At 69.9% G+C, this 25369-nt stretch carries 23 protein-coding genes and 1 other RNA gene; 18 read left to right on the forward strand and 6 right to left on the reverse strand.

Annotated features, from left to right (window positions below):
- Positions 1-123 precede the first annotated feature (123 nt).
- Genes AC4BGB_RS18550 through prfB form a run of 4 tightly spaced genes read left to right on the forward strand, consistent with a single transcriptional unit; the run spans position 124 to position 3441 of the window.
- Entirely contained in the window at positions 124-1017 is an 894-nt protein-coding gene (locus AC4BGB_RS18550) for a tetratricopeptide repeat protein (protein ID WP_490548470.1), read from the forward strand.
- A complete protein-coding gene (locus AC4BGB_RS18555) occupies positions 1014-2018 on the forward strand; it encodes an HAD-IIA family hydrolase (protein WP_490548471.1) in 1005 nt (334 codons plus the stop codon). The genes AC4BGB_RS18550 and AC4BGB_RS18555 overlap by 4 nt, the downstream gene beginning before the upstream one ends.
- A gap of 9 nt (positions 2019-2027) precedes the next feature.
- Positions 2028-2276 (forward strand): hypothetical protein, encoded by a 249-nt coding sequence (locus tag AC4BGB_RS18560; protein ID WP_490548472.1) that lies wholly within the window; start codon positions 2028-2030, stop codon positions 2274-2276.
- A 52-nt stretch (positions 2277-2328) separates the two neighbouring features.
- Entirely contained in the window at positions 2329-3441 is a 1113-nt protein-coding gene (gene prfB / locus AC4BGB_RS18565; RefSeq protein ID WP_490548473.1) for a peptide chain release factor 2, read from the forward strand.
- 25 nt (positions 3442-3466) lie between these two features.
- Here the strand turns inward: prfB and AC4BGB_RS18570 are convergent, their stop codons facing one another.
- The gene (locus AC4BGB_RS18570) at positions 3467-3790 is read right to left on the reverse strand and encodes a plasmid stabilization protein (protein WP_490548474.1); all 324 of its coding nucleotides are present in this window, start codon (positions 3788-3790) and stop codon (positions 3467-3469) included.
- A gap of 208 nt (positions 3791-3998) precedes the next feature.
- Here AC4BGB_RS18570 and AC4BGB_RS18575 point away from each other — a divergent pair, with 208 nt between their 5' ends.
- From AC4BGB_RS18575 to AC4BGB_RS18595, 5 genes are all read left to right on the forward strand, one after another.
- A complete protein-coding gene (locus AC4BGB_RS18575; RefSeq protein ID WP_490548475.1) occupies positions 3999-4556 on the forward strand; it encodes a TasA family protein in 558 nt (185 codons plus the stop codon).
- A gap of 144 nt (positions 4557-4700) precedes the next feature.
- Complete coding sequence (locus AC4BGB_RS18580) at positions 4701-5375, forward strand: signal peptidase I (RefSeq protein WP_490548476.1); 675 nt, start codon at positions 4701-4703, stop codon at positions 5373-5375.
- 5 nt (positions 5376-5380) lie between these two features.
- Positions 5381-7180: an Ig-like domain-containing protein gene (locus tag AC4BGB_RS18585; RefSeq protein ID WP_490548477.1), complete on the forward strand. Its 1800-nt coding sequence runs from the start codon at positions 5381-5383 to the stop codon at positions 7178-7180.
- Between the two features lie 24 nt (positions 7181-7204).
- Complete coding sequence (locus AC4BGB_RS18590) at positions 7205-7921, forward strand: response regulator transcription factor (RefSeq protein WP_490548478.1); 717 nt, start codon at positions 7205-7207, stop codon at positions 7919-7921.
- On the forward strand, positions 7914-9140 hold the full coding sequence (locus tag AC4BGB_RS18595) for a sensor histidine kinase (RefSeq protein WP_490548479.1): 1227 nt from the start codon (positions 7914-7916) through the stop codon (positions 9138-9140). Before AC4BGB_RS18590 ends, AC4BGB_RS18595 begins: the two co-directional genes overlap by 8 nt.
- Here AC4BGB_RS18595 and AC4BGB_RS18600 read toward each other — a convergent pair.
- A complete protein-coding gene (locus AC4BGB_RS18600) occupies positions 9126-10151 on the reverse strand; it encodes an NADP-dependent oxidoreductase (protein WP_490548480.1) in 1026 nt (341 codons plus the stop codon). The two genes, AC4BGB_RS18595 and AC4BGB_RS18600, sit on opposite strands and share 15 nt — an antisense overlap.
- A 62-nt stretch (positions 10152-10213) precedes the next feature.
- Entirely contained in the window at positions 10214-13033 is a 2820-nt protein-coding gene (locus AC4BGB_RS18605) for a S8 family serine peptidase (RefSeq protein WP_490548481.1), read from the reverse strand.
- 247 nt (positions 13034-13280) lie between these two features.
- Here AC4BGB_RS18605 and ftsE point away from each other — a divergent pair, with 247 nt between their 5' ends.
- The 6 genes from ftsE (at position 13281) to AC4BGB_RS18635 (ending at position 20649) form a co-directional block, all read left to right on the forward strand.
- Positions 13281-13970, forward strand: a complete 690-nt coding sequence (ftsE, locus tag AC4BGB_RS18610) for a cell division ATP-binding protein FtsE (protein WP_490548482.1) — start codon at positions 13281-13283, stop codon at positions 13968-13970.
- Positions 13971-13985: 15 nt separating this feature from the next.
- Positions 13986-14903 carry a permease-like cell division protein FtsX gene (gene ftsX, locus AC4BGB_RS18615; protein WP_490548483.1) on the forward strand — a complete coding sequence of 306 codons (918 nt, stop codon included), beginning with the start codon at positions 13986-13988 and terminating at the stop codon, positions 14901-14903.
- Between the two features lie 56 nt (positions 14904-14959).
- Entirely contained in the window at positions 14960-16207 is a 1248-nt protein-coding gene (locus tag AC4BGB_RS18620; RefSeq protein ID WP_490548484.1) for a M23 family metallopeptidase, read from the forward strand.
- Positions 16208-16241: 34 nt separating this feature from the next.
- Positions 16242-16718, forward strand: coding sequence for an SsrA-binding protein SmpB (gene smpB / locus AC4BGB_RS18625; protein ID WP_490548485.1), 477 nt, complete (start codon positions 16242-16244; stop codon positions 16716-16718).
- Entirely contained in the window at positions 16715-17647 is a 933-nt protein-coding gene (locus AC4BGB_RS18630) for an amidohydrolase family protein (protein WP_490548486.1), read from the forward strand. The genes smpB and AC4BGB_RS18630 overlap by 4 nt, the downstream gene beginning before the upstream one ends.
- A gap of 137 nt (positions 17648-17784) precedes the next feature.
- Positions 17785-20649 carry an Ig-like domain-containing protein gene (locus tag AC4BGB_RS18635; protein WP_490548487.1) on the forward strand — a complete coding sequence of 955 codons (2865 nt, stop codon included), beginning with the start codon at positions 17785-17787 and terminating at the stop codon, positions 20647-20649.
- Here AC4BGB_RS18635 and AC4BGB_RS18640 read toward each other — a convergent pair whose 3' ends face one another.
- The gene (locus tag AC4BGB_RS18640) at positions 20650-21534 is read right to left on the reverse strand and encodes a hypothetical protein (RefSeq protein ID WP_490548488.1); all 885 of its coding nucleotides are present in this window, start codon (positions 21532-21534) and stop codon (positions 20650-20652) included.
- Positions 21528-22289 carry an endo alpha-1,4 polygalactosaminidase gene (locus AC4BGB_RS18645; protein ID WP_490548489.1) on the reverse strand — a complete coding sequence of 254 codons (762 nt, stop codon included), beginning with the start codon at positions 22287-22289 and terminating at the stop codon, positions 21528-21530. Before AC4BGB_RS18645 ends, AC4BGB_RS18640 begins: the two co-directional genes overlap by 7 nt.
- A 70-nt stretch (positions 22290-22359) precedes the next feature.
- Here AC4BGB_RS18645 and ssrA point away from each other — a divergent pair.
- The 3 genes from ssrA (at position 22360) to AC4BGB_RS18660 (ending at position 24404) form a co-directional block, all read left to right on the forward strand.
- Positions 22360-22729: a transfer-messenger RNA gene (gene ssrA / locus AC4BGB_RS18650) on the forward strand.
- A gap of 204 nt (positions 22730-22933) precedes the next feature.
- Positions 22934-23626, forward strand: coding sequence for a hypothetical protein (locus AC4BGB_RS18655; protein WP_490548490.1), 693 nt, complete (start codon positions 22934-22936; stop codon positions 23624-23626).
- Positions 23627-23648: 22 nt separating this feature from the next.
- Positions 23649-24404: a type I restriction-modification system subunit M N-terminal domain-containing protein gene (locus AC4BGB_RS18660; protein WP_490548491.1), complete on the forward strand. Its 756-nt coding sequence runs from the start codon at positions 23649-23651 to the stop codon at positions 24402-24404.
- Between the two features lie 191 nt (positions 24405-24595).
- Here the strand turns inward: AC4BGB_RS18660 and AC4BGB_RS18665 are convergent, their stop codons facing one another.
- A complete protein-coding gene (locus AC4BGB_RS18665; RefSeq protein WP_490548492.1) occupies positions 24596-25369 on the reverse strand; it encodes a hypothetical protein in 774 nt (257 codons plus the stop codon).

The raw sequence follows: 25369 nt of genomic DNA on the forward strand, positions 1-25369 counted from the left end.
AGGTTGTGGGAGAGTAGGACGTCGCCGGACATATTCTTTCTAAGGGCCGCCCCATCTGGGGCGGCCCTTAGTCATTTTCCAACCAGTTACCATTGAAGCGAACAGTTTTAGTAGGAGAACCCCATGCCCCAGGACCGCAATCCCCGCAAGCCGCGTACGGGTGGTCGTGCGGGCTCCTCGTCGGGCTCGTCCTCCCGCTCCACCGGCTCAGGCCGGGACAAGACCAAGGGCTTCGACCGCGAAGGTCAGCGCAGGGACGCTCCCAAGCGCGACTTCAGCCGTCCACGCAGCGGTGAGCGCTCCGCGGAGGACCGCAGCGAGAGCCAGGCGAAGTACGACGGCCCGCCGTTGCCCGAGGAGATCACCGGCAAGGAGCTCGACCGGTCCCTGCAGGCGCAGCTCCAGTCGCTTCCCGACAAGCTCGCCCAGCGGGTGGCCCGCCACCTCGTGGCGGCCGGCCAGCTGATCGACTCCGACCCGAAGACCGCCTACCAGCACACCCTGGCTGCTCGCGCCCGCGCGAGCCGGCTGGCGATCGTGCGCGAGGCAGTCGGTGAGGCCGCCTACGCCGCGGGGGAGTACACCGAGGCGCTGGCCGAGCTGCGTGCCGCCAAGCGGATGAACGGTGTCCAGGACTACGTCGCGATGATGGCCGACTGCGAACGAGCCCTGGGCCGTCCGGACCGTGCGCTCGCGCTGGTGCGCAACGCACCCAAGGAGAAGCTCTCGCACGCGTTGCTGGCCGAGCTCACCATCGTCGAGGCCGGCGCCAGGCGCGACCGCGGCGAGATCGACGCCGCGCTGCGCACGCTGGAGACCTCGCACATCAACTCCAAGTCCCGTGAGCCCTGGGTCGCCCGGCTGCGGTACGCCTACGCCGACACCCTGATCGAGGCAGGCCGTCCCACCGACGCGCTGGCGTGGTTCCACCGCACCGAGGCCGTCGACGCCGAGGGCATCACCGATGCCGGCGAGCGGGCTGCCGAGCTCGAGAAGAAGCTCGAAGCGGAGTCATGAGCGGTCTCGGCCGCACCACCGAGCCACTGTCCGCGGCGTACGACGTGGCAGTGCTCGACCTCGACGGGGTGGTGTACCTCGGGGCGGATGCGGTCGAGGGTGCACCGACGGCGCTGAACAAGGCGCAGTCCAACGGGATGCACCTGGCCTTCGTGACCAACAACGCCGCGCGTCCTCCGGGCACGGTGGGGGAGCACCTGCGTGAGCTCGGGGTCGACGCACGCGATGAGGACGTGGTGACCAGCGCCCAGGCTGCGGCACGGCTGCTGTCCAGGCAGGTGCCGGAGGGGAGCAAGGTCTTCCTGATCGGAGCCGAGGGGCTGGAGCAGGCGCTGCGCGAGCGCGGCCTGGTGCCGGTCACCGAGCTCTCCGACGACGTGGCTGCTGTTGCTCAGGGCTACGGCCCCGACATGCCCTGGCGCCGGGTGATGCAGGGTGCGACCCTGGTGCGCTCCGGGCTGCCATGGGTGGCGAGCAACACCGACATGACCATCCCCACCAGCGCGGGCGTGAGCCCGGGCAACGGTGCCGTGGTGCGCCTGGTGGCCGAGTTCGCCGGCCGGGAACCGCAGGTGGCGGGCAAGCCGATGTCCCCACTGTTCGAGGAGACCCTCACCCGGGTCGGTGGTGAGCGTCCGCTGGTGGTGGGCGACCGCCTCGACACGGACATCGAGGGCGCGGTGACGATGGGCTGGGACAGCCTGCTCGTGCTCACCGGGGTCAGCGGGCTCGAGGAGCTGGTGCGTGCGCGTCCGCAGGAGCGGCCGACCTACGTCTCTCCAGACCTCGGCGCACTGGCCGAGGCGCAGCCGGCGCCGGAGCTGACCGAGGCCGGCGCCACTCTAGGCGGCTGGACCGCCGCCGTCGGCGACGGAGCACTGCACGTCACGGGCGAGGGCAGCACTGCCGACTGGTGGCGGGTGGTGGCCGCTGCCGCCTGGCGCCATCTCGACGAGGCCGGACAGCCTGTCGTCCTCGATGGCGTCGAGGCTCCCCGGTAGCCTGCCGCCATGAGCGAGTCCTTCGTGAACCCCCTCTTCGGCCGCACGGTGCACGCCGTGAACGACGACGAGGTCCCGGCCGAGGGGACCGGCAACCAGCAGGTCGATGCGGTGGTCGCCTCCCTCGAGGGGCTCGACGAGCTCGACGTGAGCGAGCACGTCGCGGTCTTCGAGCAGGCCCACGAGTCGCTGCGGCGTACGCTCGCCGGCGCCGGGCCCGGCGCCGGGCCCAGCCAGGTGGCCGCCGCGCGGGGCTGACCCGCCCGCCCGTCTTCGCTCCCACGCCTGTGGGCACGTAACCTTGGCTCTTGTGGCAGCCACCGATTACGACTCCGAGATCAAGCAGCTCCAGGCGACGATGAAGACCATCGGTTCGGTCATGGACATCGAGGAGATGCGGCGCGAGATCGCGGACCTCGGCGAGCAGGTCGCGGTCCCGGACCTGTGGAACGACCAGGAGAACGCACAGCGGGTCACCGCTCGGCTCTCGTTCCTCCAGGGCACCCTCGACCGCTATATGTCCCTGCAGGACCGGCTCGAGGACCTCGGCATGATGGCGGAGCTCGCCGCCGAGGAGGGTGACGAGGACGCCGCCGCGGCCAACGAGAAGGAGCTCTCCAAGCTGATCAAGCAGGTCGAGCAGCTCGAGGTCCGCACCCTGCTCTCGGGGGAGTACGACGCCCGCGAGGCCATCATCTCGATCCGGTCCGGCGCCGGTGGCGTCGACGCCGCCGACTTCGCCGAGATGCTGATGCGGATGTACACCCGCTGGGCCGAGCGCAACAACTACCCGGTGGAGGTCTACGACACCTCCTACGCGGAGGAGGCCGGGCTGAAGTCGGCGACGTTCGCGGTGCACGCGCCCTACGCCTACGGCACGCTGAGCGTCGAGGCGGGGACCCACCGGCTGGTGCGGATCAGCCCGTTCGACAACCAGGGCCGCCGCCAGACCAGCTTCGCGGCAGTCGAGGTGGTGCCGGTGCTCGAGCAGACCGACGCGATCGAGATCCCCGACGAGGACGTCCGCGTCGACGTCTACCGCTCCAGCGGCCCCGGCGGCCAGTCGGTGAACACCACCGACTCCGCCGTGCGGCTGACCCACATCCCGACCGGCACCGTGGTGTCCTGCCAGAACGAGAAGTCGCAGCTGCAGAACAAGGCCTCGGCGATGGTCATCCTCAAGGCCAAGCTGCTCGTGCTGAAGAAGGCCGAGGAGAAGGCGCACCTCGACGAGCTACGCGGCGACGTGCAGGCCAGCTGGGGTGACCAGATGCGCAACTACGTGCTGAACCCCTACCAGATGGTCAAGGACCTGCGCACCGACTACGAGTCGGGCAACCCGCAGGCCGTGCTCGACGGGGACATCGACGGCTTCCTCGAGGCCGGCATCCGCTGGCGCATCGGCGCCGAGACCAAGGCCTGACGGGTACGACGGGCCTGAGCCAGGTTCAGCGGCCGACCGCCTTCTCCAGCTCGGCCTTGCTCATCGAGGAGCGTCCCTCGATGTTCTTCTTCTTCGCCTCCTCGTAGAGCTGCGCCTTGGTGCGGCCGCCCGAGCCCTTGTGGGAGCGCAGACCACCGCGGCGGCTCGATGAGATGTCGTCGGTCGAGGTCTTGCTCGCCTCCTTGGCCTCGCCGGCCTGGGCGCGCTCCTTGTTGACCGTGCGGGCTGCGATCTGCTCGGCGGTGTCCTCGCTGCGGCCCTGGTCCTCGAGACCCTCCTTGATGTGCTCGAACTGACGCTCCCGCTTGGCGCTCCAGGCCTTCGGCATCGTTGCCTCCTTCGAGTCGGTTGCTCTCCCCACGAGCCCTACCCGATCCGGCGTACGTCAGTCAGATCTGCGGCCCGGATCGCCCTGAAAAGCGAGCAAAGTTCATTTGTGTCTGTTTTGTGGAACTAGTGTGCATCTGGTGTTCCTGCCCGGTGGAGCGCGTCTTGGGAGCGTTGAGGCATCAACTTCCACCACAGGAGAAGCAACCATGAGCACCACCTCGAACACCAAGAACAAGGTCCTCGTCCCGCTGGCCACCCTGCTCGTCGCGGGTGCCGTCGCCGTCGGCTCCGGCGCCAGCTTCACCTCGCAGTCCACCTCCGCGGTGGCGGTGACCTCGGGCACCCTGTCGCAGGAGAACAACCAGGACGGCGGCACGCTCCAGATCTCGAACATCAAGCCCGGTGACGTCCGGACCGGCACCCTGAGCATCGAGAACACCGGCAGCCTCGACGCGACCCTCTCGCTCCAGGAGACCACGTCCTCGTCCACGTTCACCGCCGGAGCCCTGCGGCTCAAGATCACCAAGACCGGCGAGACCACCCCGCTGTTCAACGGCAACTTCGGTGAGCTCGACGCGGCCACCAAGGTCGACCTCGGTGCCCTCGACGTGGGCGCCAGCACGACGGTCAACTTCGAGGTCTCCATGCCTGTCGACGCCGACAACGCCAACCAGGGCAAGTCCGCCGCGGCGTCCTACACCTACGTGACCACCCAGGCGGAAGGCGGCGACAGTGGCCTCCTGAGCTGGGTCAAGAAGCCCTGACCGGGTAGCCGTTCGGCCCCTGTGGAGGGGGGCCGGCCGGCGTCCAGCAACGGGCGCCGGCCGGTCCTGCACACTTCACGACCAGCTCGCCAGCACCACCACCCAGCACCACCACCCAGCAGCACCCACGAGAGGAGGACCCCGATGGAGTTCACACCGCAGGAGCAGCCCGCCACGGGGCGGCTCGGCCGGATCCTCGTCAACCTCGCGTGTGCGGCCGTCTCGCTCGTCGCGATCGGGTTCATCCTCCCGGCCGCCTTCGGGCTCGAGCGCTACGTCATCGCCGGCGGCTCCATGACCGGATCCATCAGCCGCGGGTCGGTCGTCTTCGAGGAGGTCGTCCCCGTCTCCGACCTCGAGGTCGGAGACGTGATCACCTACCTGCCTCCTGCCGAGTCCGGCATCACGAACCTCGTCACCCACCGGATCGTCGCCATCGACGGGGACGCCTACCGCACCAAGGGGGACGCCAACCCCAAGAGCGACCCGTGGACCTTCCGGCTCACCGGCGCCTCCCAGCCCCGCGTCGTGGCGCACGTGCCGTACGTCGGCTACGCGCTGCTCGCCCTCCAGGACCCGGACACGCGCAAGCTCGTCATCGGCGGCCCCGCCGCCCTGGTCGCGCTGTTCGCCCTCAAGGACCTCGTGCTCGCCCTGCGTCGTCGCAAGGTCGCCGAGCCCGCCCCCGTGTCCGCCCCGGTGCCCGCCGTGTTCATCCCGGCCCAGGCCGGTCCCGAGTCGGCAGGCCAGGAGCGCGTCTCGAGTCGCGCCCGCCGTACGACGCAGACCGCGTCCGTGAGCGAATCCGTGGAGGTGTGAGCGCCGTGACGTCCCGCCGCCTGCTGACGCTGGCGCTCGTGCTGCTCCTGGGAGCCGGCGCGGTCGCCGGCGTTCGCGTGTCCGGGGCGACCTACGTCGACGACTCCCGCACGGACACCAGGGTGTCGGCAGCAGAGGACTGGACGCCCCCGCTCGTCTCCATGACCACCCCCGGTGCCTCCGTCTCCGGGAGCGTCCCGCTGAGCGCGACCGCCTCCGACGCCCGTGGTCGCGTGGTCTCGGTCGACATCGCGTACCGCGCCACCGGTGCCGCCTCCTGGGCCACGGTCTGCACCGACACCAGCGCCCCCTGGTCGTGCACCTGGGACACCTCGAACCTCGCGGACGGCAGCTACGAGCTGCGTGCGAGCGCCACCGACGACTCCGGCAACACCGGCGTCTCCGCCATCGTGACCACCGAGGTGCTCACCGACCGCGGCTGGGTCAGCCTGCGCAACCCCGGGGAGGTCGTGGCGGGCAGGGTGTCCCTGACGGCCACCTCCACCCTGTGGTTCGCCACGGTCAGCTACGTCTTCGAGTACGCGCCGGCCGGCACCAACGCGTGGACCACCGCGTGCACCACCTCCTCCTACGGCCGGCTCCCCGGCATCTGCACCTGGGACACCTCGGCGCTGTCGGGCAACCACGACCTGCGGGTCCGGGCCTCGGCCACGGACAACGGCTCGGCTGTCTCGGTCGTCCGCGACGTCCTGGTGGACAACGTCGATCCGACCGTGACCCTCACAGTGCCTTCCGGCACGCTGAGCGGCACCATCCGCCTCGAGGCATCCGCGGCCGACGCGCAGTCCGGTCTGAGCAGCGTGGCCATCGCGTCGCGGGCCGCCGGCTCCTCGTGGGTCACCTGCGCGACCAGCGGCCGGGCGCCGGTAACCTGCTCCCTGGACACCACCGAGCTCGTCGACGGCAGCCACGAGTTCCGCGCCGTGGCCACCGACCGCGCCGGCAACCAGACGATCACCGCGACGGTCACCCGCACGGTGACCAACGTCCTCGGCACCGTGACCATCACCAGCCCGTCGCCGGGCGCCACCGTGCGCGGCAGGTCCGTGACGGTCTCGGCCGACGCCACGGCTGTCCGCGGGGTCGCCTCGGTCCGGTTCGAGGTGAAGCCGGCCGGCAGCAAGAGCTGGATCCTGCTGTGCACGACGACGGCGGCGCCGTACCGCTGCACCGCGGACTCCACCACCGCCCCGCAGGGCGCCTTCGAGATCCGCGCCGTGCTGACCGACCGGGCGGAGGCGTTCTTCGTCTCGCCGGTCGTGACGGTCACGGTGGACAACACCCCGCCCAGGGCCCACGACGTGCAGGCCAGCAACGGAGGCGTCGTCGGCCGCGCCGACAAGGGGGACCGGGTGGTCCTGACCTTCACCGACCTGGTCGCACCGGGATCGATCCGGCGCGACTGGGACGGCCGGTCACTGGTGTTCGCGCCCACGCTGCACGACCGGGCCGCGCAGGGATCCGCCAACACCAGCCGGGACAACCTGGTGCTCACCGGTACCAACCTCGGGTCGGTGTCGTTCACGCAGAACTATCTGAACCCCAACTCCAGGGTCACCTTCAACGGCTCCACGATGGCGGCCTCCACCGCCACCGTGGGTGGCCGGACCGTCACCGTCTTGACGATCACGCTGGGAACCGGCAGCACCACGAAAGGCTTGGTCACCGACAACGGGTCCGGCGCGATGAGCTGGGCGCCCGGTGCCGGGATGCTCAGTCCGGACGGCCTCGCAGCGAGCACTGCGGCGGTCACGGAAACCGGCACGAACGACCGAGATTTCTAGAAATGACCGTTATGCTCAATTGTCATGACGAACCGCGTGCTGGTGGTGGAGGACTCCCCGGACATCGCCTACCCACTCGTGCGCACCCTCCAGCGTGAGGGGTACGCCGTGACCCAGGTGGAGACCGGTGCGGCCGCACTGGAGCACCTGTCCGCGGAGGCCGTCGAGCTGATGATCCTCGACCTCGGGCTGCCCGACATGGACGGTCTCGACGTGTGCCAGCAGGCCAGGGACACCGGGTTCGACGGCGGGATCCTGATCTGCACCGCCCGGGGGCACGAGATGGACCGCGTGGTGGGCCTGGACTTCGGGGCCGACGACTACCTGCCCAAGCCGTTCGGCCTCGCCGAGCTGCACGCCAGGGTCCGCGCCCTGCTGCGGCGCACGGCGCGCGCTGCGGTGACCAGCCCGGCCGCCGCGGCCCCACGAGCTCGCGGCATCACCGTGGACCGCAACGCCCGCCGGGTGCTGGTCTCGGGGGAGGAGATCGCCCTGACCACCAAGGAGTACGACGTCCTGGCGCTGCTCACGCTGAACCCGGGATCGGTGCTCTCGCGCGAGCAGATCATGGCCGAGGTGTGGGACGCGAACTGGTTCGGCTCCACCAAGACCCTCGACGTGACCATCGGCCGGCTGCGGCAGAAGCTCGAGGACGTCCACGCTCCCGAGCGGATCGTGAACGTGCGCGGCGTCGGGTTCCGGCTCGACAGCAGCCCAGGCCCGGGCTCCGGCGATGCGTAACCGGCTCGCCGCCGCCTTCCTGCTGCTCACCCTCCTCGTCCTGGTCCTGTTCACGGCCGTGCGGCTGACCACGCAGCACGACCTGATCCGGGGCCGTGAGGCCGCCCACGTGGACCACGACGCCATCGTGATGGCCCGGGTCCTGGCGGCCGCGCTCGCGGAGGGCAGGCCGCTCGGTGAGGCCGAGGTGGACCAGCTCCTCGGCCCGGAGCAGCAGGTGACCGTGGAGCTGCCCGGGCAGGAGGCGGTCTCCGTGGCCGGCAGCGACTACCGGGGGGGCGGGGAGGACGCCGTACTCGCTCGTGCCCGGAACGGCCAGGTGATGCTCACCCTGCGCCAGGACTCCGACGTGGTGCGCACCGCGTTCCGGGCGAGCGTGCAACCGGTGGTGGCGCTCACCGCCGTCCTCGCCCTGCTGGCCGGTGGCCTGGGGTACCTGCTGTCCGGGGTGTTGTCGCGACCGTTCCGCCGGCTCGCCGTGGCCGCGGCGGCGCTGGGCCGGGGGCGCTCCGACCTGGACCTCCCGACCTCGCGCGTCCCCGAGGTGAAGGCCCTCGCGGAGGCGCTGGGCACCAGTGCGGCGCGGCTGCGACTCGAGGTGAAGCGCGACCAGGAGTTCCTGCAGGACGCCTCACACCGGTTGCGCACCCCGATGGCCGGGATGCGGCTCGAGCTCGAGGAGCTGCAGCTGGACCGCGACCTGGACCCGGAGGTCCGCTCCACGGTGGACCGCAGCATCCGTGGGCTCGACGACCTCCAGGAGCTGACCACCGGGGTCTTCGCCCTCGCGCGCGCCGCCCGCGGCGGATTCGACCACGTCCAGGTCACCGTGGAGGAGCTGGCCCAGCAGACCGCGAATCAGTGGGCCGCAGCCCTGCGGGACCAGCAGGTGGAGGTCGAGGTGAGGGCCGAGGGCGACCTGGACCACCAGCTGACTCCCGGGCCGTTCGAGCAGGTGCTCGACCTCGCGCTCGCCGACCTCGTCCAGTCCGCGCGGGGCACGGTGCGCCTGTCGTTCACGGCGTCCGGGCAGCAGGTCGCGCTGCACCTGCGCAGCGACGGTCCCGACACCCACAACGGCGTGCCCGGCGCAGGGACCGGCCCCGACGGAGACCGGTCCACGCTCCAGTCCGTGGTGGCGATGGTCGAGATGATGGGTGGCAGGAGCACCGGGGACCCGGCCGGCCGCGGGCTCCGGGTCTGGCTACCGCTCTGGTGAGACCCGCACCAGCTGCTTGCCGAAGTTGGCTCCGCTGAGCATGCCCCGGAAGGCACTCGGCGCGGACTCCAGGCCCTCGGCGATGTCCTCGAGGTAGCGCACCGAACCGTCGGCGACCCAGCCCGACATCTCGCGGACGAAGTCCTTGCCGTAGGCGTGGGTGAACTCGTTCTGGATGAAGCCGCGGATGGTCAGGCTCTTGGTCAGCACGAGGTTCATCAGCCACGGCAGCCGGTCTGGGCCCTCGGGCACGGAGGTGGCGTTGTAGTTCGCGACGAGCCCGCAGACCGGCACCCGGCCGTAGAGGTTCATCCGCTTGAAGACCTCCCGTGCGACCGGCCCTCCGACGTTCTCGAAGTAGACGTCGATGCCATCGGGCACAGCGGCCAACAGGTCGTCGGCGAACGTGGGGGAGCGGTGGTCGAGCGCCACGTCGAACCCGAACTCGTCGAGCAGCGCCTGCCGCTTCTTCTCACCGCCCGCGATGCCGACAGCCCGGGCGCCCTTCACCTTGGCGATCTGGCCCACGGCCGACCCCACCGGCCCGGTCGCGGCCGCGACCACGACGGTCTCGCCCGGCTTCGGCTTGCCGATCTCCAGCAGGCCGGCGTACGCCGTGAACCCGGGCATGCCGAGGACCCCGAGGGCCGTGGAGACCGGCGCCACCGACGGGTCGAGCCGGCGCATGCCGCGCCCGTCGCTGATGACGTGGGTCTGCCAGCCGGAGTAGGTCAGCGCGAACTCCCCGGCCTTCCAGTCGGGGTTGCGGGACTCCTCGACGACGCAGACGGTGCCGCCGACCATGACCTGTCCGATCTCGACCGGGTCGGCGTACGACGGGGCGTCGCTGAGTCGACCGCGCATGTAGGGGTCGAGCGAGAGGTAGACGACGCGGAGCAGGACCTGGCCGTCCTCGAGCGGGGGCAGCTCGTGCTCCACGAAGTCGAACGTGTCGTCACCCGGCTCCCCGTGGGGGCGACGGGCGAGACGGACCTGGGTGGAGACGGTCATGGGACTCCTCGGGAGAGCGTGCAGGGACCTGCCCAGCATGCCCTCCCCGGGGAGAAAGTGCCTCAGCGGGAGCCGAGAACGGCCTTCTCCGCATTGACCAGCCCGTAGCCGTCGACGGGGGAGAAGCCCGCGCCGAGGCGGTTGGACATCATCCCGCGGAAGGTGGTGCCGTCGACGCGCTTGGCGACGAAGGTGAGGCCCGAGGTGTTCGCGTAGCCGCCGGGGAGGAACACCGCACCGCCGAGCTCGTCGGCGCCGTTGCCCTCGTTGGAGCCGCCGTACCCGGAGATGGCCAGGTCGCGGTCGACACCGAACTTCAGCCCGGCACCCTTCTTGAGCCCGGACTTGAAGGTGAGCGTCATGTGGCGGAACTGGCCCTTGGCGGACTCCCCGCCGCCCGGCACCGCGTAGGAGGCGGACACCGCCGAGCTCGAGAGCCCGCCCGAGACCTCGCCGACCTTGAACGGGAAGCCGTCCTCGCGGAACGGGAACTCCCCGTCGAAGGGACGCGGGTCGAACACGATCCCGTCCGAGCCACCGGGGTAGCGCTTGCCCAGGGCGGTCGGGCTGGCGGTCTCGCCGTAGAGCGAGAGCGACTTCAGGGGCACCTTCCCGTCGTACTTCACGGTGAAGAACCTCGGGTCGGTCATCGACCCGGGCACCTCCCACGACTCGGAACCTTGAGCGCCGTTGGCGGTGATGGACAGCCCTTGCGAGGCGCCCCGCGAGACCATCGGGTCGAGGTCATGGGCGTAGGTGGAGCCCTGCAGCCGGCTGCGCAGCTTGGCCGGGGTCAGCGACTTGCCTCCGCCGGCCTTCTGCAGCACCAGGGCAGCGATCCCCGCGACGTGGGGTGCCGCAGCGCTGGTCCCGAGGAAGTTCGGCAGGTCGTCGGCGTCGCGGTCCTCGTCGATGGCGAAGAACGTGGTGTTGCCCCGGTCGGCTCCGGCGACGTGGGGCACCCGGCGCACCTGCGGGGTGCGGAACCGGTTGCCGTCGGTGTCGAAGTAGACCGGCAGGTCGCCGCCGGGCGAGGTGTAGGGCTGGGGCAGGAACGGCCGGAAGTGGTCGTACGCCGCCACGGCGGTCGCGCCCTTGGCCAGGGTCTGGCCGTAGAACGCCGGCGACAGCGGGTCGGAGTACTCGGTGAAGTAGAGCTCTCCGGAGAGCACGTTGCGCAGCCGGGTGGCGCCCAGCCGGCCGGTCCCGTGGCGGGCCACGACCATCTGCACCTCGGGCTCGCCGCCGATCGCCGCGATCTCGAACGGCCGCCCGGTGTAGGTGTTCAGGTCCGCGGAGGCACCGAGGTAGGCACCGTCACGGTCGAAGAACAGGACGTTGAAGTCCGAGGTGACCTTCGAGAGCGCGGTGATCGGCCGGACGTCGACCGAGACGCGGCCGGTATCGCCCTCGAAGCCCGAGACCGCGATCGTGTAGGTGCCCTTCTGGGTCAGCGTGGTGGCCAGGACCTCGGGCGAGGTGTCGGTGTCCACGATGCCGAGCTCGGTGCCGTCGGGGGCGTAGACGGCCAGCACCAGGTCGGTGGACCCGGAGGGGATCGCGTCGGTGCGGATCTGCACCAGCTTGCCGCGCTGGGCGGCAGTGGGCTTGAACCGGAACACGGCTTCGGGGCTGCTGTCGGTGATGGCACCGGTCTTCTCGAAGAAGGGTGCTCCCAGGGTGGACCCGTCGGCGTCGACCGGGTCGTCCCACTGCAGGCCGATCTGGCCGCCGTTCTCTCCCATGGTGAGGTTCTGGGCCACGTCGGTGCCGGGCCCGGGGTCGAGGTCCTGGAGCCCGCCGTCGTAGAGCGCCGGGTCGACCTCGCTGAAGTCCAGGTTGCTCCCCTTCAGGGCCGACTTCGCCGGCAGCAGCCGGACGGGGGAGTTCCACGACTGCTGGATGCCGTTGTTGCCGGCGGCAGTGATGTAGTGGACGCCCTTGGCGGCGACCTCGTCGATCGCGTCCGAGATGGGGTTGTCGCTGAACATCGCCGTGTCGGCGTACCCGATGTCGTCCACGATCACGTCGGCGCGGCAGGGGCCCTTCTTGTCGGCCAGGGCGCGGATCTTGTCGGCGAAGTCGTACTGGCCGAGGACGGCGGTGCCGAAGCACAGCTTGGCGTCGGGCGCGACGTCGTGGACGATCTGGAGCATCGCCCGGCCCTCGTCGGTGCCACCCCAGCCTTCCGGCAGGTCGTCGAGCACGACCACGGGGTTGGGGTTGCGCTTGTTGCCGCGGCCGGGCAGGTCACCGGACTTGACGTCCTGGGCGGCGTGGATCTCCAACGGCTCGCCCGTGGGGGTGGTGTCGGCGCTGTCGAAGGAGTCGGACAGGGCGGCAACCGTGATGCCCTTGCCCCCGACGCCCTTGGCGTGGACCTTGTCTGCTCGCTGCAGGGCGACACCGCCACCGGTGACGCGCCCCGCCCGGGTCTTCGGCTTCAGGGCCTGGGCGATCGTGCCGAGGTCGGGCAGTGCCGCGAGGGCGCGCACGTCACCGAGCGCTACGAACCCGCTGAGGGTCCCGCGCCTCTGGTCCGCCGACCTGACGATGACGCCGAGCTTCTCCGCCTGCTTGCGGAAAGCGGCGCGGTCGACACCGGAGCGAGGGGTGACGTCGACGAGCACCCGGCCCTGGTCGTCCCGGACGGTCAGCGCCTCCTGGTCCATCCGGAAGCCGCCCTGCCGCTTCATCGAGGGTCGCTCCGACTGTGCGAGCAGTCGCCCGAGGCCGTTGCCCAGGGTGGCGTCCACGGAGGTCGAACCGGCGACGGCCGGGACAGGAGCGGCCGCGTTGCTCACCGTTGCCGGGACCAGGGAGGCACCCCCGGCAGCCACCGTCAACGCGAGCAGGCCGGTGGCCCACTGTCGTCGTGTCATCACGAACACCCTTCGCCGAGCCGGCACCCCACCGGCGCCGCATGCCCCGGAGGGTAGGTGCAACAGGCCCGACCGAGGCGCAGACATACCGCACTCCCGGCAGATGACTGAGGAGGCCGCAGGGGCGACGGGCCGACGAAACCAGCATCCGCATCCGCGTGCGGCGGCTCACCTATGCTCGATCTCCGGACCGGACGCGTCGTGTCGCGTGCACTTTCCCATCCCCGAAACCGGCCCCCCCACACCTGTGATCAGATTCGAGAACGTCTCCGCGACCTACCCCGGCCACGCCAAGCCGGCGCTGATCGACGTGACCGCCGACATCGACGCGGGGGAGTTCGTCTTCCTCGTCGGCGCCTCGGGCTCGGGCAAGTCCACCTTCCTGCGGCTCGTGCTGCGTGAGACCCGGGCGACCCAGGGCAAGGTCTTCGTCATCGACAAGGAGCTCAACCGGCTCCGCAACTTCCGGGTGCCAGCCGTACGCCGGCAGATCGGCACGGTCTTCCAGGACTTCCGGCTGCTGCCGAACAAGACCGTCTCGGAGAACGTCGCCTTCGCTCTGCAGGTCATCGGCAAGCCGCGGTCCCACATCAAGGAGGTCGTGCCCGAGACGCTGGAGCTCGTCGGCCTCCAGGGCAAGGGGAGCCGGATGCCCGACGAGCTCTCGGGCGGCGAGCAGCAGCGGGTCGCGATCGCGCGTGCCTTCGTGAACAAGCCGAAGATCCTGATCGCCGACGAGCCCACCGGCAACCTGGACCCGACCACCAGCGTCGGCATCATGAAGCTCCTGGACCGGATCAACCGGACCGGCACCACCGTTGTCATGGCCACCCACGACGCCGGCCTCGTCGACCAGATGCGCAAGCGCGTCATCGAGCTGGCGGACGGTCGCGTCGTACGCGACCAGTCCCGCGGCGTCTACGGCTACCAGCACTGAAGGGCTGATCTCCACATGCAGTTGAGGTACGTCTTCTCGGAGACCCGTTCGGGGCTCAAGCGCAACCTCTCGATGTCGATCGCGCTGATCGTGACGATCTTCGTCTCGCTCACGCTGGTGGGCATGGGCCTGCTGCTGAACTCGCAGGCCGACAAGGCGGAGCGGTTCTGGGGCGACAAGCTCCAGATCACTGCGTTCATGTGCAACCAGAACAGCAAGGCGGAGAACTGTGCCGGGGAGGTCTCCGAGGAGCAGCTCGCCGCCATCAAGGGCGTGATCGAGGAGAACCCCGAGGTCGCCTCCTTCTACTACCAGAGCAAGGACCAGGCGTTCGAGACCTGGAAGAAGGTCTACGTCTCCAAGGACAAGAGCGAGCAGGAGATCTACTCCACGGTGACCGCTGCCGACATGCAGCAGTCCTACTGGATCAAGCTCAAGGACCCCAACCAGTTCCGCAGCATCGAGCAACAGCTCTCCGAGACCGCCGGCGTGGCCGCGGTCCGCGACCTGCGTGAGGTGCTCAAGCCGATCTACTTCTGGATCGAGGTGATGAAGTGGGGCGCGATCGCCGTGGCGGCGTTCCTGCTCGTCGCCGCGATCCTCCAGGTGGCCAACACGATCCGGCTGGCCGCGTTCGCGCGGCGCAGGGAGATCGCGATCATGCGGCTGGTGGGCGCCTCCACCCTCTACATCTCGCTGCCGTTCCTGATGGAGACGCTGGTGGCTGCCCTGGTCGGCATCGCCCTCGCTGCCGGGGCGCTGCTGGCGTTCATGTACTTCGTGATCTACGGCCGGTTGCGGCCCGCGTCGAACATCGTGGAGTGGGTCGACTGGGGAGATGCGTACCTGGCCGTGGGCGGGATCGCCGTGCTCGGCGTACTCCTGACGCTGGTTCCGACACTCGTGATGACCCGCAAATACCTCAAAGTGTGAGCTCGGTCAGTTAGCGTCAAACCGTCCACCTTCCCCGTTCATTGGACAGTTTCCAGGTGCGTTCTCTTCCCCGACACACGCGCCTGCGGGTCCTGGCCGCGTCTGCGGCCATGGTCCTGGCAGGCGGCATGGTCGTCCCGCAAGCCGCGGCCGACGACCTGCGCGACCGGCAACGTGAGGCACGCGGCGCGGTGAAGCACGCCGCTGGTGACCTGCACGAGTCGAGCAAGGCGCTCGCGGCGGCCGCTCGCCAGCTGCAGCAGGCCCGCGCCGCCCTCAGTGCTGCCCAGCGCCGGCTCGTCAACGCCCAGAACGGCGTCGCCGCCGCCGCCCGGCTCGACGCCCAGATGCAGCAGCGCCTGCAGGCCGCCGAGCGCCAGCTCGCCGTCGCCCGCGCCGCGCTGGAGGAGGCCCGCGAGCGGGTGGTCGAGCAGCGCGCGGCGATCGGGAGGCTGGCGGCCAGCAACTACGCCAACGGCGATCCACAGCTGATGGGTCTCTCGGTGATGCTCAACTCGCAGGATCCCGAGGAGCTCACCAGCCAGATGAACACCGTGGACGCGCTGATGGACAAGCAGACCACGCTCCTCGCCCAGCTCCGGGAGGCGCGGGAGCGGATGGTCGCCGAGGAGGCGAAGGTCGAGAAGGCCAAGACCGCGGTGGCGGCGCAGCGCAAGGCCGCGCGCGAGAACCTGGTCAACAAGCAGGGGCTCGAGCGCACGGCGGCCACGGCGCGCGCCGAGGTGGCGACCCTGGTGGCGCGCGGCCGTGCGGCCGAGGCGCAGGCCGCCCGGGCGCGCAGGGCTGACGAGGCCCAGCTGCGGGCAGCCAAGGCGCAGGAGGAGCGCATCCGCCGGCTGATCATCGAGCGTGCCGCGCGGCAGCGAGGCGGGTTCCAGGGCAGCACCGGTGGCTTCCTCTACCGGCCGGTGCCTGGGGCGATCACCTCGCCGTACGGCTATCGCACGCACCCGATCTACGGCTACTACAGCCTCCACGACGGCACCGACTTCAGCGCGCCGTGCGGTACGGCGACCCGGGCCGCGGGCGCGGGCACGGTGATCTCGCGCGTCTACTCCGACGTCTACGGCAACCGGCTCTACCTCGACCTGGGCCGGGTCAACGGCAAGAACATGACCGTGGTCTACAACCACCTCAGCTCCTACAGCGCCTCCACGGGGGAGCGGGTCTCGCGCGGCGAGGTGATCGGCTCCTCCGGCAGCACCGGCTGGTCGACCGGCTGCCACCTGCACTTCTCGGTGCTGCTCGACGGGAACCCCGTGAACCCGATGAACTACCTCTGAGGGCCGCGGCAGCAGTTCCTGAGAGGATGGCCGCATGGTCAAGGAGAAGGGGCAGAAGCTCGTCGCGCAGAACCGGAAGGCACGCTACGACTTCCACATCGACGACACCTTCGAGGCCGGGCTCGTGCTGGTGGGAACCGAGGTCAAGTCGCTGCGCGCCGGCCGCGCCAGCCTGGTCGACGGGTTCGCGGAGGTCGACGACGGCGAGGTCTTCCTGCACGGCGTGCACATCCCGGAGTACACCCTGGGCACGTGGACGAACCACGAGCCCCGCCGGGTGCGCAAGCTGCTGCTGAACCGCCACGAGATCGACAAGCTGGAAGGCAAGGTCAAGGAGAAGGGCTTCACCCTGATCCCGCTCTCGCTCTACTTCAAGGACGGCCGGGCCAAGGTCGAGCTCGCGCTGGCGCGCGGCAAGAAGAACTACGACAAGCGGCACGCGCTGGCCGAGAAGCAGGCCGACCGCGAGAAGCAGCAGGCCCTGGGCAGGCAGCTCAAGGGCATCGAGTGAGCTCGGTCGCACCGCCCCCTTCGGCGGTCGACCCTGTCGAGCCCGTCGAGACCACGCGCGCCTTCTGGCGCGACCTCGGCCTCCCGGGCCTCTTCGACGTGCACGTGCACTTCCTGCCGCCCAACGTGCAGGCCAAGGTCTACGCGCAGTTCGACCAGGCCGGTCCGAAGATCGGGCGCGAGTGGCCGATCCGCTACCGCGACAGCCACGAGGAGCGAGTCGAGCTGCTCCGCGCGTTCGGCGTACGACGCTTCTCGGCGCTGCCCTACGCGCACCGCCCGGGCATCGCGACCTACCTCAACGACTGGGCCCGCGACTTCGCCGCGCGCGTGCCCGAGTGCCTGTGGTCGGCGACGTTCTACCCCGAGCCCGACGCGGCGGCGTACGTCTCGGAGCTGCTCGAGGGCGGCGTGGAGGTGTTCAAGCTGCACACCCAGGTGGGGGAGTTCCGTCTCGACGACCCGCTGCTGGACCAGGCGTTCGGCCTGATCGAGGACGCCGGTGTCCCCACCGTCATCCACGTCGGCTCGGGGCCGGTGCCCAACGAGTACACCGGACCGCAGTTCCTCGAACGACTGCTCCGCAGGCACCCACGACTCACCGCGGTGGTGGCCCACATGGGGGCGCCGGAGTACGCCGAGTTCCTCGGTCTCGCGGAGACCTACGAGAACACTCGGCTCGACACCACGATGGTGTTCACCGACTTCTTCGACGCCGATGCGCCGTACCCCGACGACCTGCTGCCTCGCCTGGCCGACCTCGGTGACCGGGTGCTGCTGGGCAGCGACTTCCCGACGATCCCCTATCCGTTCCTCGAGCAGCTCGAGGGTCTGCGGCGGGTCAGCGAACGACACCCGGCGCTGGGCGAGGACTGGCTGCGCCGCGTGTGCTGGCACAACGGCGTGGAGCTGTTCGAGCGCCGAGACTGACCGGGGCCGAGGCGGCGTTTCTCCCGAACTGGTTGATTCTCGCCCGAAATTGACCGGTCTGGTGTGATACTGACGCCGCGCGTTCTCGAGTGCGTGCCCCCTGCAGACTCCGAGACGCCGGAATCCGAGGTTTCGTCGTGCCCGTCTCGCCTGCCCTGCCGCGCCTGCGCGCCACCGTCACGGCCCTCGCGCTGGTCGTTGCCGGTCTCACCGTCGTCGCCGTCGCGGCCCCTGCCCGGGCAGACGGGCCGGTCACGTGGACCGGGGCGGTCAGCGCGCTGTGGTCGGAGCCGGGGAACTGGGCCGGCTCCGCCGTACCCGCGAGCGGGGACGACGTGGTCTTCCCGGCCGGTGCCGCGCGCACCAGCTCGGTCAACGACCTCGACGCGATCACGGTCCGGTCCCTGACGTTCGCGGCTGCCGGCTACCAGATCTCCGGGAGCGGGCTGAGCGTGAGCAGTGCCGTCAGCGTCACCCACACCTCGGGCACGACGACCAGTGCGGTCGACCTGACGCTCCTGACAGGGGACCTCGACGTGGCGAGCGGCGGCACACTCACGCAGACGGCTCCCGTGCAGGGACCGACGGGGCTGGAGCTCACCGGCGGCGGGACGCTCCGCCTCACCTCGGCCGCGAACCCGAGCGGCGGCGACACCACCACGGTCACCTCCGGCGTGCTCCACGTGGACGGGGCACACCCCAACCCGATCGCCCTCGTCGGCGGCACGCTCACCGGGACGGGCACCGTCGGAAGGGTCTCGGTCACCGCGCCGTCGGTGCTCGACCCGGGCAGTACGACGGGACCGGGGGTGCTCACCTCCAGCTCGACCACCGACGTCACGCTCGCAAGCGGCTCCACGTTCCGGGTGGACCTGGACGGCAGCACGGCCGGGTCGGGCTACGACCAACTGGTGCTGACCAACCCCTCGGCCGTGTTCAACCCGAACGGAGCCACCCTGGACGTCGACCTGGGCTACCTGCCCGCGGTGAACACCAGCTTCCAGATCGTCTCCCAGGAGGCTGCTTCCCCGGTCACGGGACGGTTCAACGGCATCTCCCAGTTCGGCACCCTCGTCGAGGGCCCGGTCACCTTCTCGGTGGGGTACTTCAACTCCGGGATCACCCTGACGGTCACCGCAGTGGTCGCCCCACCCGCACCGACCGCGAGGGTCGTGGTCGCCGACACCAGCCTGCGGGTGGGGGAGACCTCCACGGTCACGGTGACCTTCAGCGAGGCGGTCAGCGGATTCTCCGCAGCGGACCTGACCGTGCAGAACGGCACCGTCTCCAACCTGACCTCCGCGGACGGTGGCGTCACCTGGACGGCGACGCTGACTCCGGGCGCCTCGGTGACCGACACCACCAACGTGATCACTCTGGACAACACGGGCATCGTCAGCAACCGCGGGTCGGCGGGCACCGGCACCACGGTGTCCAACAACTACGCCGTGGACACGATCCGGCCCACCGCGAGCATCGCGCTGTCTGACACCGCCCTCGCAGTGGGGGACACCTCGACGGTGACGGTGACGTTCAGCGAGGCGGTCGCCGGGTTCACCCTGGCGGACCTGGCCGTGCAGAACGCCACCGTCTCCGGCTTGTCCTCCACGGACGGTGGCGTCACCTGGACGGCGACCCTGACCCCGAATGCCGGTGTCAACGACGCGAGCAACGTGATCACCCTGGGCCTCACCGGGGTCGCGGACCTGGCCGACAACACCGGCGTCGGCACCACGGACTCCAACAACTACGCCGTGGACACGATCCGGCCCACCGCGAGCATCACGCTGTCTGACACCGCCCTCAGGGCCGGGGAGACCTCGACGGTGACGGTGACGTTCAGTGAGGCGGTCGCCGGGTTCACCACAGCGGACCTGAGTGTGCCGAACGGGGTCGTCTCCGGGCTGTCCTCCGCGGACGGTGGCGTCACCTGGACGGCGACCCTGACCCCGACTGCCGGGGTCAGCGACGCGAGCAACGTGATCACCCTGGACCTCAGCGGGGTCTCGGACGCGGCCGGCAACGCCGGCGTGGGCAGTTCGGAGTCGAACAACTACGCCGTGGACACAGCCCGGCCCACCGCGAGCATCGTGGTGGCTGACACCGCCCTCGCAGTGGGGGACACCTCGACGGTGACGGTGACGTTCAGCGAGGCGGTCACCGGTTTCACCACAGCGGACCTGAGTGTGCCGAACGGGGTCCTCTCCGGGCTGTCCTCCGCGGACGGTGGCGTCACCTGGACCGCGACCCTGACCCCGACCCCCGGGGTCAGCGACGCGAGCAACGTGATCACCCTGGACCTCACCGGCGTCTCGAACGCGGCCGGCAACACCGGCGTGGGCAGCTCGGAGTCGAACAACTACGCCGTGGACACCGTCGTGGTCGTCCCGAGCGACAAGGTGGCTCCGGTCTCGCAGGCCTCGTCACCCCGACTTACCTCGGCGCGCACCTGGACGGTGACCTACCGCGCATCCGACGCATCGGGGATTGCCTCGGTCGACCTCTTCGCCCGAGCCCCCGGCGCGAAGACCTTCACCAAGGTCGCCACCGACGCGGCACGGCAGGACGGCAGGTTCACCTACACCGGCACCGCCGACGGCGTGCACCAGTTCCACACCGTCGCCACCGACCGGGCAGGCAACGTCGAGTCCGCGCCCGCGCGGCCGGACAGCTCCACCGTGCTGGACACAAAGCCGTCCTCGCTGCGCCCGGCGACGGGACGCCCCGCGATGACCTTCGACCTCAGCAAGCGTCGGCCCAGGATGCTGAGCGTCCTGGTCAGCGAGCCCGTGACTGCCAGCTTCACGATCCGCAAGCGCGGCAAGGCAGTCCGTTCGTTCAGCACCCGGACCAGCGCCGGCACGGTCGTCAAGCAGCACTGGCGCGGACGCGCGGACAACGGTCGGCGGGTCGCGCCCGGGCGCTACCGCCTGGTGGTGGTCGCCCGGGACGCCGCCGGGAACCAGTCCTGGATGAACGTGCCCTTGCGGGTCACCCGCTGATCACCGGCGGCGCCCGTCGCCCCAGGTGAGCGCCTTGTCCGGCGCGCTGTCCTCGGGGCACTGGCCGCTCTGCAGGCAGGCCTTCGCGACTCCCTGTCCGGGCCCGACCGTGTAACCGTAGGAGCCGCGTTCGCCGGCCTCCGGCAGCGTCAGCTGGTCACCGGCGTCGCTCGGGTAGGTGAGGTGCCAGGTCGTGTCGGTGGTGGACAGACGCACCGCCCGGTGGTCGGCACCGACCCAGAGGTCGTACGCCGGGCGGGCCGGGTCGAGCGGGCCGTCCTCGGTCGTGCCGGTGGTGCGAAGCCGGAGCACCGGCTGCCCGTCGAGCACCTCTTCCGTTGGCGCGACGGTGGGATCGATGCGGAGGTGCTCGATGCGCCAGCGCGGGTCCTGGCGGGTGTAGTCGAAGGTGAGCATGCGGTTCAGCCCGAAGCCCGAGGGCGTGCACGTCCACGGCTCCGGGTCGAACTCGACGACGCCGTAGGACTCCGCGACCAGCCCCGAGAGTCGAGGGCGAAACTCGCGGTCGAAGCAGGCCTGTCCGCCGACGAGGAGCAGCGACGCGCGTCCGTCGCCTCCGTCCTCCGGTGCGGCCGCGGAGTCGGCTCGCCAGTCGTCCTCACTGGCGAGGAAGGTGTAGGTGTGCTCCTCGCCGTCCTTCGATCGGGTCGTCTCCGCCCGCATCGGGGTCGCGGCGGAGGCCCGGCGTACGCGGGTGAGCAGCTCGGCGGGGTCCTCCTCGGCCAGTGCGGTCATGGCAGCCAGGGGATCGGCCCGCTCGGCGGTCCGGACGGATCCGGGCTCGCCCGTGGGGGCGGCGCACGCGCCGGTGAGCAGGAGCAGGGTGCCCAGCGCTGAGCCGCGCAGCCGTTTGGTCGTCAGCACCACTCACGCACCCCACGTGGTGAGAGCGAGAGGTCGCGAAGCACGACCGGCAGCCTGGCGCCGTGGGCGGCGCAGGTCCAGCGGAAGTCGCTGCGGCGGTACTCGATCGCCAGCACCCGGCGGCCGTAGTGCGCGACGTAGTCGCCGCACTCCCGGTAGCGGCCGCACTCCTCGGCCACCGCGAAGTCGAAGCCGACGCGGCGGCCGTCGAGCTCGGCAAGGTTCTTCTGCCCGACAGCGAGCCCGGCCCGATGGGCTGCTCCGACGAGCAGCCGGGCATAGGCGACGGCGTGCTTGCGCTTGAGCTGGCCGCGGCTGCGGGTGAACGAGTCCAGGTTGTCGAACTCGACGGCCTGGAAGCCGCTGCGGGCGCAGCCGGTGGTCCAGGCCCCGACGATGCGGGCCAGCTTCTTGCGCTTCTTGGCGGTGCGGAGGTTCAGCAGCCACTCGCCCCACGCGGAGTCGACGACCGGGCGGCCGTTGCGCTTCAGCAGCAGGCCCGATCGCTTCCGCCAGAACCCGGCCTCGCTCGCCTGGGTCTGGAAGCCGTTGACGTAGCAGACGTTGTAGCGGTCCGGCACCGGTCGCGACGTACGGTCACGGACCACGATGCCGACGTTCGCCGGCACCGACCGCGCTCCGCCGAGCTGGTAGTCGACGTCGGTGCCCACCGGCAGGGGCCGTACCGCCGCCTGGGCCGGCACCGCCGTGAGCAGCAGCAGTGGAGCCAGGACGATCGCGAACCAGCGCAGCATGGGGCCTCCGGAGGAATGAAGGTGAGTCTGACAGCGTTGACCCGTACACTGTGGGTAGAACAACTCAAGAGGGGCTGATTGGTTTCGACTGGGGACGTTAGTCCCAGGAGAAGCGGGTCGAGAAGCCAACGTCATCTCGTAAACGTTCGTTGGAACCTATAGTTGCCGAATCTAATCGCAACGACTTCGCTCTCGCTGCCTGAGCAGTGATCGAAGGGTCAGACCGGGCATCCGTCCTCGTCCCGGACCCTGGCCTCATTCAGAGGACTTGCTGATCACCTCCTGTCAGGAGGGTTGATCGGGACTTAATCCTGACTGGGCCCGTCGGCACACTGTTCGTGGGAGTGCCGGGGCCGAGAAAATCGCTATCACGAACTGCACCCGGAGAAGACCTGGTACGGCGCCACAGGACGCGGGTTCGATTCCCGCCAGCTCCACCATGGGGTCTTCGCAGAATCAAGGCGAAGTCTTCGCAGAATCACCACCAGAACAGCCCTCTTGACCAGAGCCGCTCCGACACCGTCGGGGCGGCTCCGGTGCGTGCGAGGAAGGTCCTGGAGACGAGACAGGTCGGGCAAGAAGTCACGCGAACCTGCGACACTTCCCGGGTTGTCCGCAGGAGCGCACGTTGTCGAAGGGGACCCGTGGCAAACAAGGCACGCGACATGGTCATGACGGGGGTCGACACTGCCGTCAACATCTCCGGCGCGGAGGTGGAACGGTTCGTCCGCGGCGCTCTCCGGCGTCGCGAGAACGTGACCGGCGCCGAGCTCATCACGGCCCTTGAGCGGTCCTACACAGGTCTGGTCGCGACCACAGGAGCCGCAGCCGGTGGAGTGGCCGCGGCGCCGGGTGTGGGCCTTCCCGGTGGTCTGGTGGCTGGCCTGGCCGACGCCAGCGCATTCACGGCAGCTACCGCCGTCTACGTCCTGGCAGTGGCCTCTGTGCACGGCATCGAGGTCGAGGACATCGACCGGCGCAAAGCCCTGCTGCTCACCGTGCTTGCCGGGCCCGGCGGCGTCAGCGTCGTAGAGAGGGCAGCTGGAAGAACCGGGGCGCACTGGGGACGCCGGTTGACGCAGTCGGTGCCTATGGAAGTCATCCACAGAGTCAACGGAGTGCTGGGTAAGAACTTCGTGACCAAGTACGGCACGAAGCAAGGCATCCTCGTTCTAGGCAAGGTCGTCCCTTTCGGACTCGGCGCCGCGATCGGTATGACAGGGAACGCTGCTATGTCACGCGTGATCGTTCGTACGACCAGGTCAGCGTTCGGGCCCCTCCCACCCACCGGCATCACCGTGGAGCCTCTTCGGGCGGATCCGCACCAGCTCCAATGATTACCCCGGCTGGGGTGCCCGGGTGATCACCGGAGAGCTCAAGAGCAAGATCGACAACATCTGGAACGCGTTCTGGTCCGGCGGCATCGCGAACCCGCTCGAGGTGATCGAGCAGATCACCTACCTTCTCTTCATCCGCCGCCTCGACGACCTCCAGACGCTGGCCGAGAAGAAGGCCAACCGAATCGGACAGCCCATCGAGAACGAGAACCCTCTCTTCCAGCCCGGTCAGGCCGACCTGCGGTGGTCGAAGTTCAAGAACTTCGAGCCCGGGGTCATGCACCAGATCGTGGGCGAAGGCGTCTTCCCGTTCCTACGTGCACTTGGCGGAGACGGCTCGACCTACTCCGGCCACATGAAGGACGCCCGCTACACCATTCCGACACCGGCGCTGTTGTCGAAGGTTGTTGACCTGCTCGACGACATCCCGATGAACGACCGCGACACCAGCGGTGACCTGTACGAGCACATGCTCAGCAAGATCGCGTCGGCCGGACAGAACGGACAGTTCCGGACGCCGCGGCACATGAAAGCCCTGCTCCAAGGCTGGGGTGGGCGACCAAGCCCTCAGGCAAAACTCGAAGCGCACCTTGCACCGAGTGCTCTAACTGGGGTGTCCCGTTCGAGTGGTGCGCCCCAGCGGGGCTTACCGAATCTGCCGAAGAGCGAGCGTCACTTCCGCCAAACTGATCCGGTGCGGCGTGTGCGGCGGCCGACCGGCGAGGCGAGGCCACGCATTACTACGCGTGCAGCGACGAGGCGTCCGACCACACGGTGACGGTGGCGGGCGTGCAGACCGACGACCTCGTGTCGCGGATGGTCGAGGCCAGGCTGGCCCAGCTGGACCTGTCCGGCGACGCCCCCGCGCCCGCGGAGTGGGAGGGCGAGCACCGGCTGCGCCAGATCCCCGGGCAGATCCGGGAACTTGCAGCCGCGGCGCAGGTCGACCCCTGGCGCGCGCTCGCTCGGTCAGGTCGCCTGCTGGACCAGGGCTTCGGCGGCAGTGACCCCCGGCGGCAGCAACGTGACCGTGCGCTTCTCGACGTCGTAGTCGATGTGGCGGGTCTTGTGCAGGGCCTTGAGGACGTCCTTGCGGAAACTCGGGAGGCCCGGGTGCTCGAGCCACCGGAACAGGTCCGCCTCGGCGACGTCCCCGGCCTCGGTGAGCAGCAGCACCAGCGTCTGCTGCTTCCAGGTCATGCCGGTGCGCAGCACCCGCTTCTTGTCGCCGCGCGTCCACACCCAGGCGACCTCGCGCTCGATGAGGGCGTCCACGATGGCGGTGGCCTCGTCGATGTGCAGCGTGTGGAGCAGCCGCACCAACTCGGCCATGAGCCACTTCGCCGTGTAGAGCACCACAGTCGCGTCCATGTGGTTCGGGTGCACCTCGGCCCCGGCGTGGCCGACCCCACGGTTGTTCCGGATGTCGTACAGGCCGACCATCATGCGCGGGATCAGGATCCGCGACGAGCGACTGTCAGGCACCTGTGCGTACTTCTGCTCCAGCGCGAGGCACGTCTGCGGAAAGCGGCTGGGCTTCTTCGCCCGGGCCGGGTACTTCCCGCCTTCCAGCCATCCGACGATCACCGTGTACACCGCCTCGCACAACTTGCCGCCGTTCAACTCCGACGGCTCCCACTTGTGCTCGCGGTAGTTCTTCACGATCTCGTTGAAGGCGTCGAGCAGGTCGTCCCGCAGCGTGGAGGGCAGGACGGTGAGCGCGTCCTCCGGGGCGAGCCCCAC

Source organism: Nocardioides sp. Z30_9, assembly GCF_058215735.1.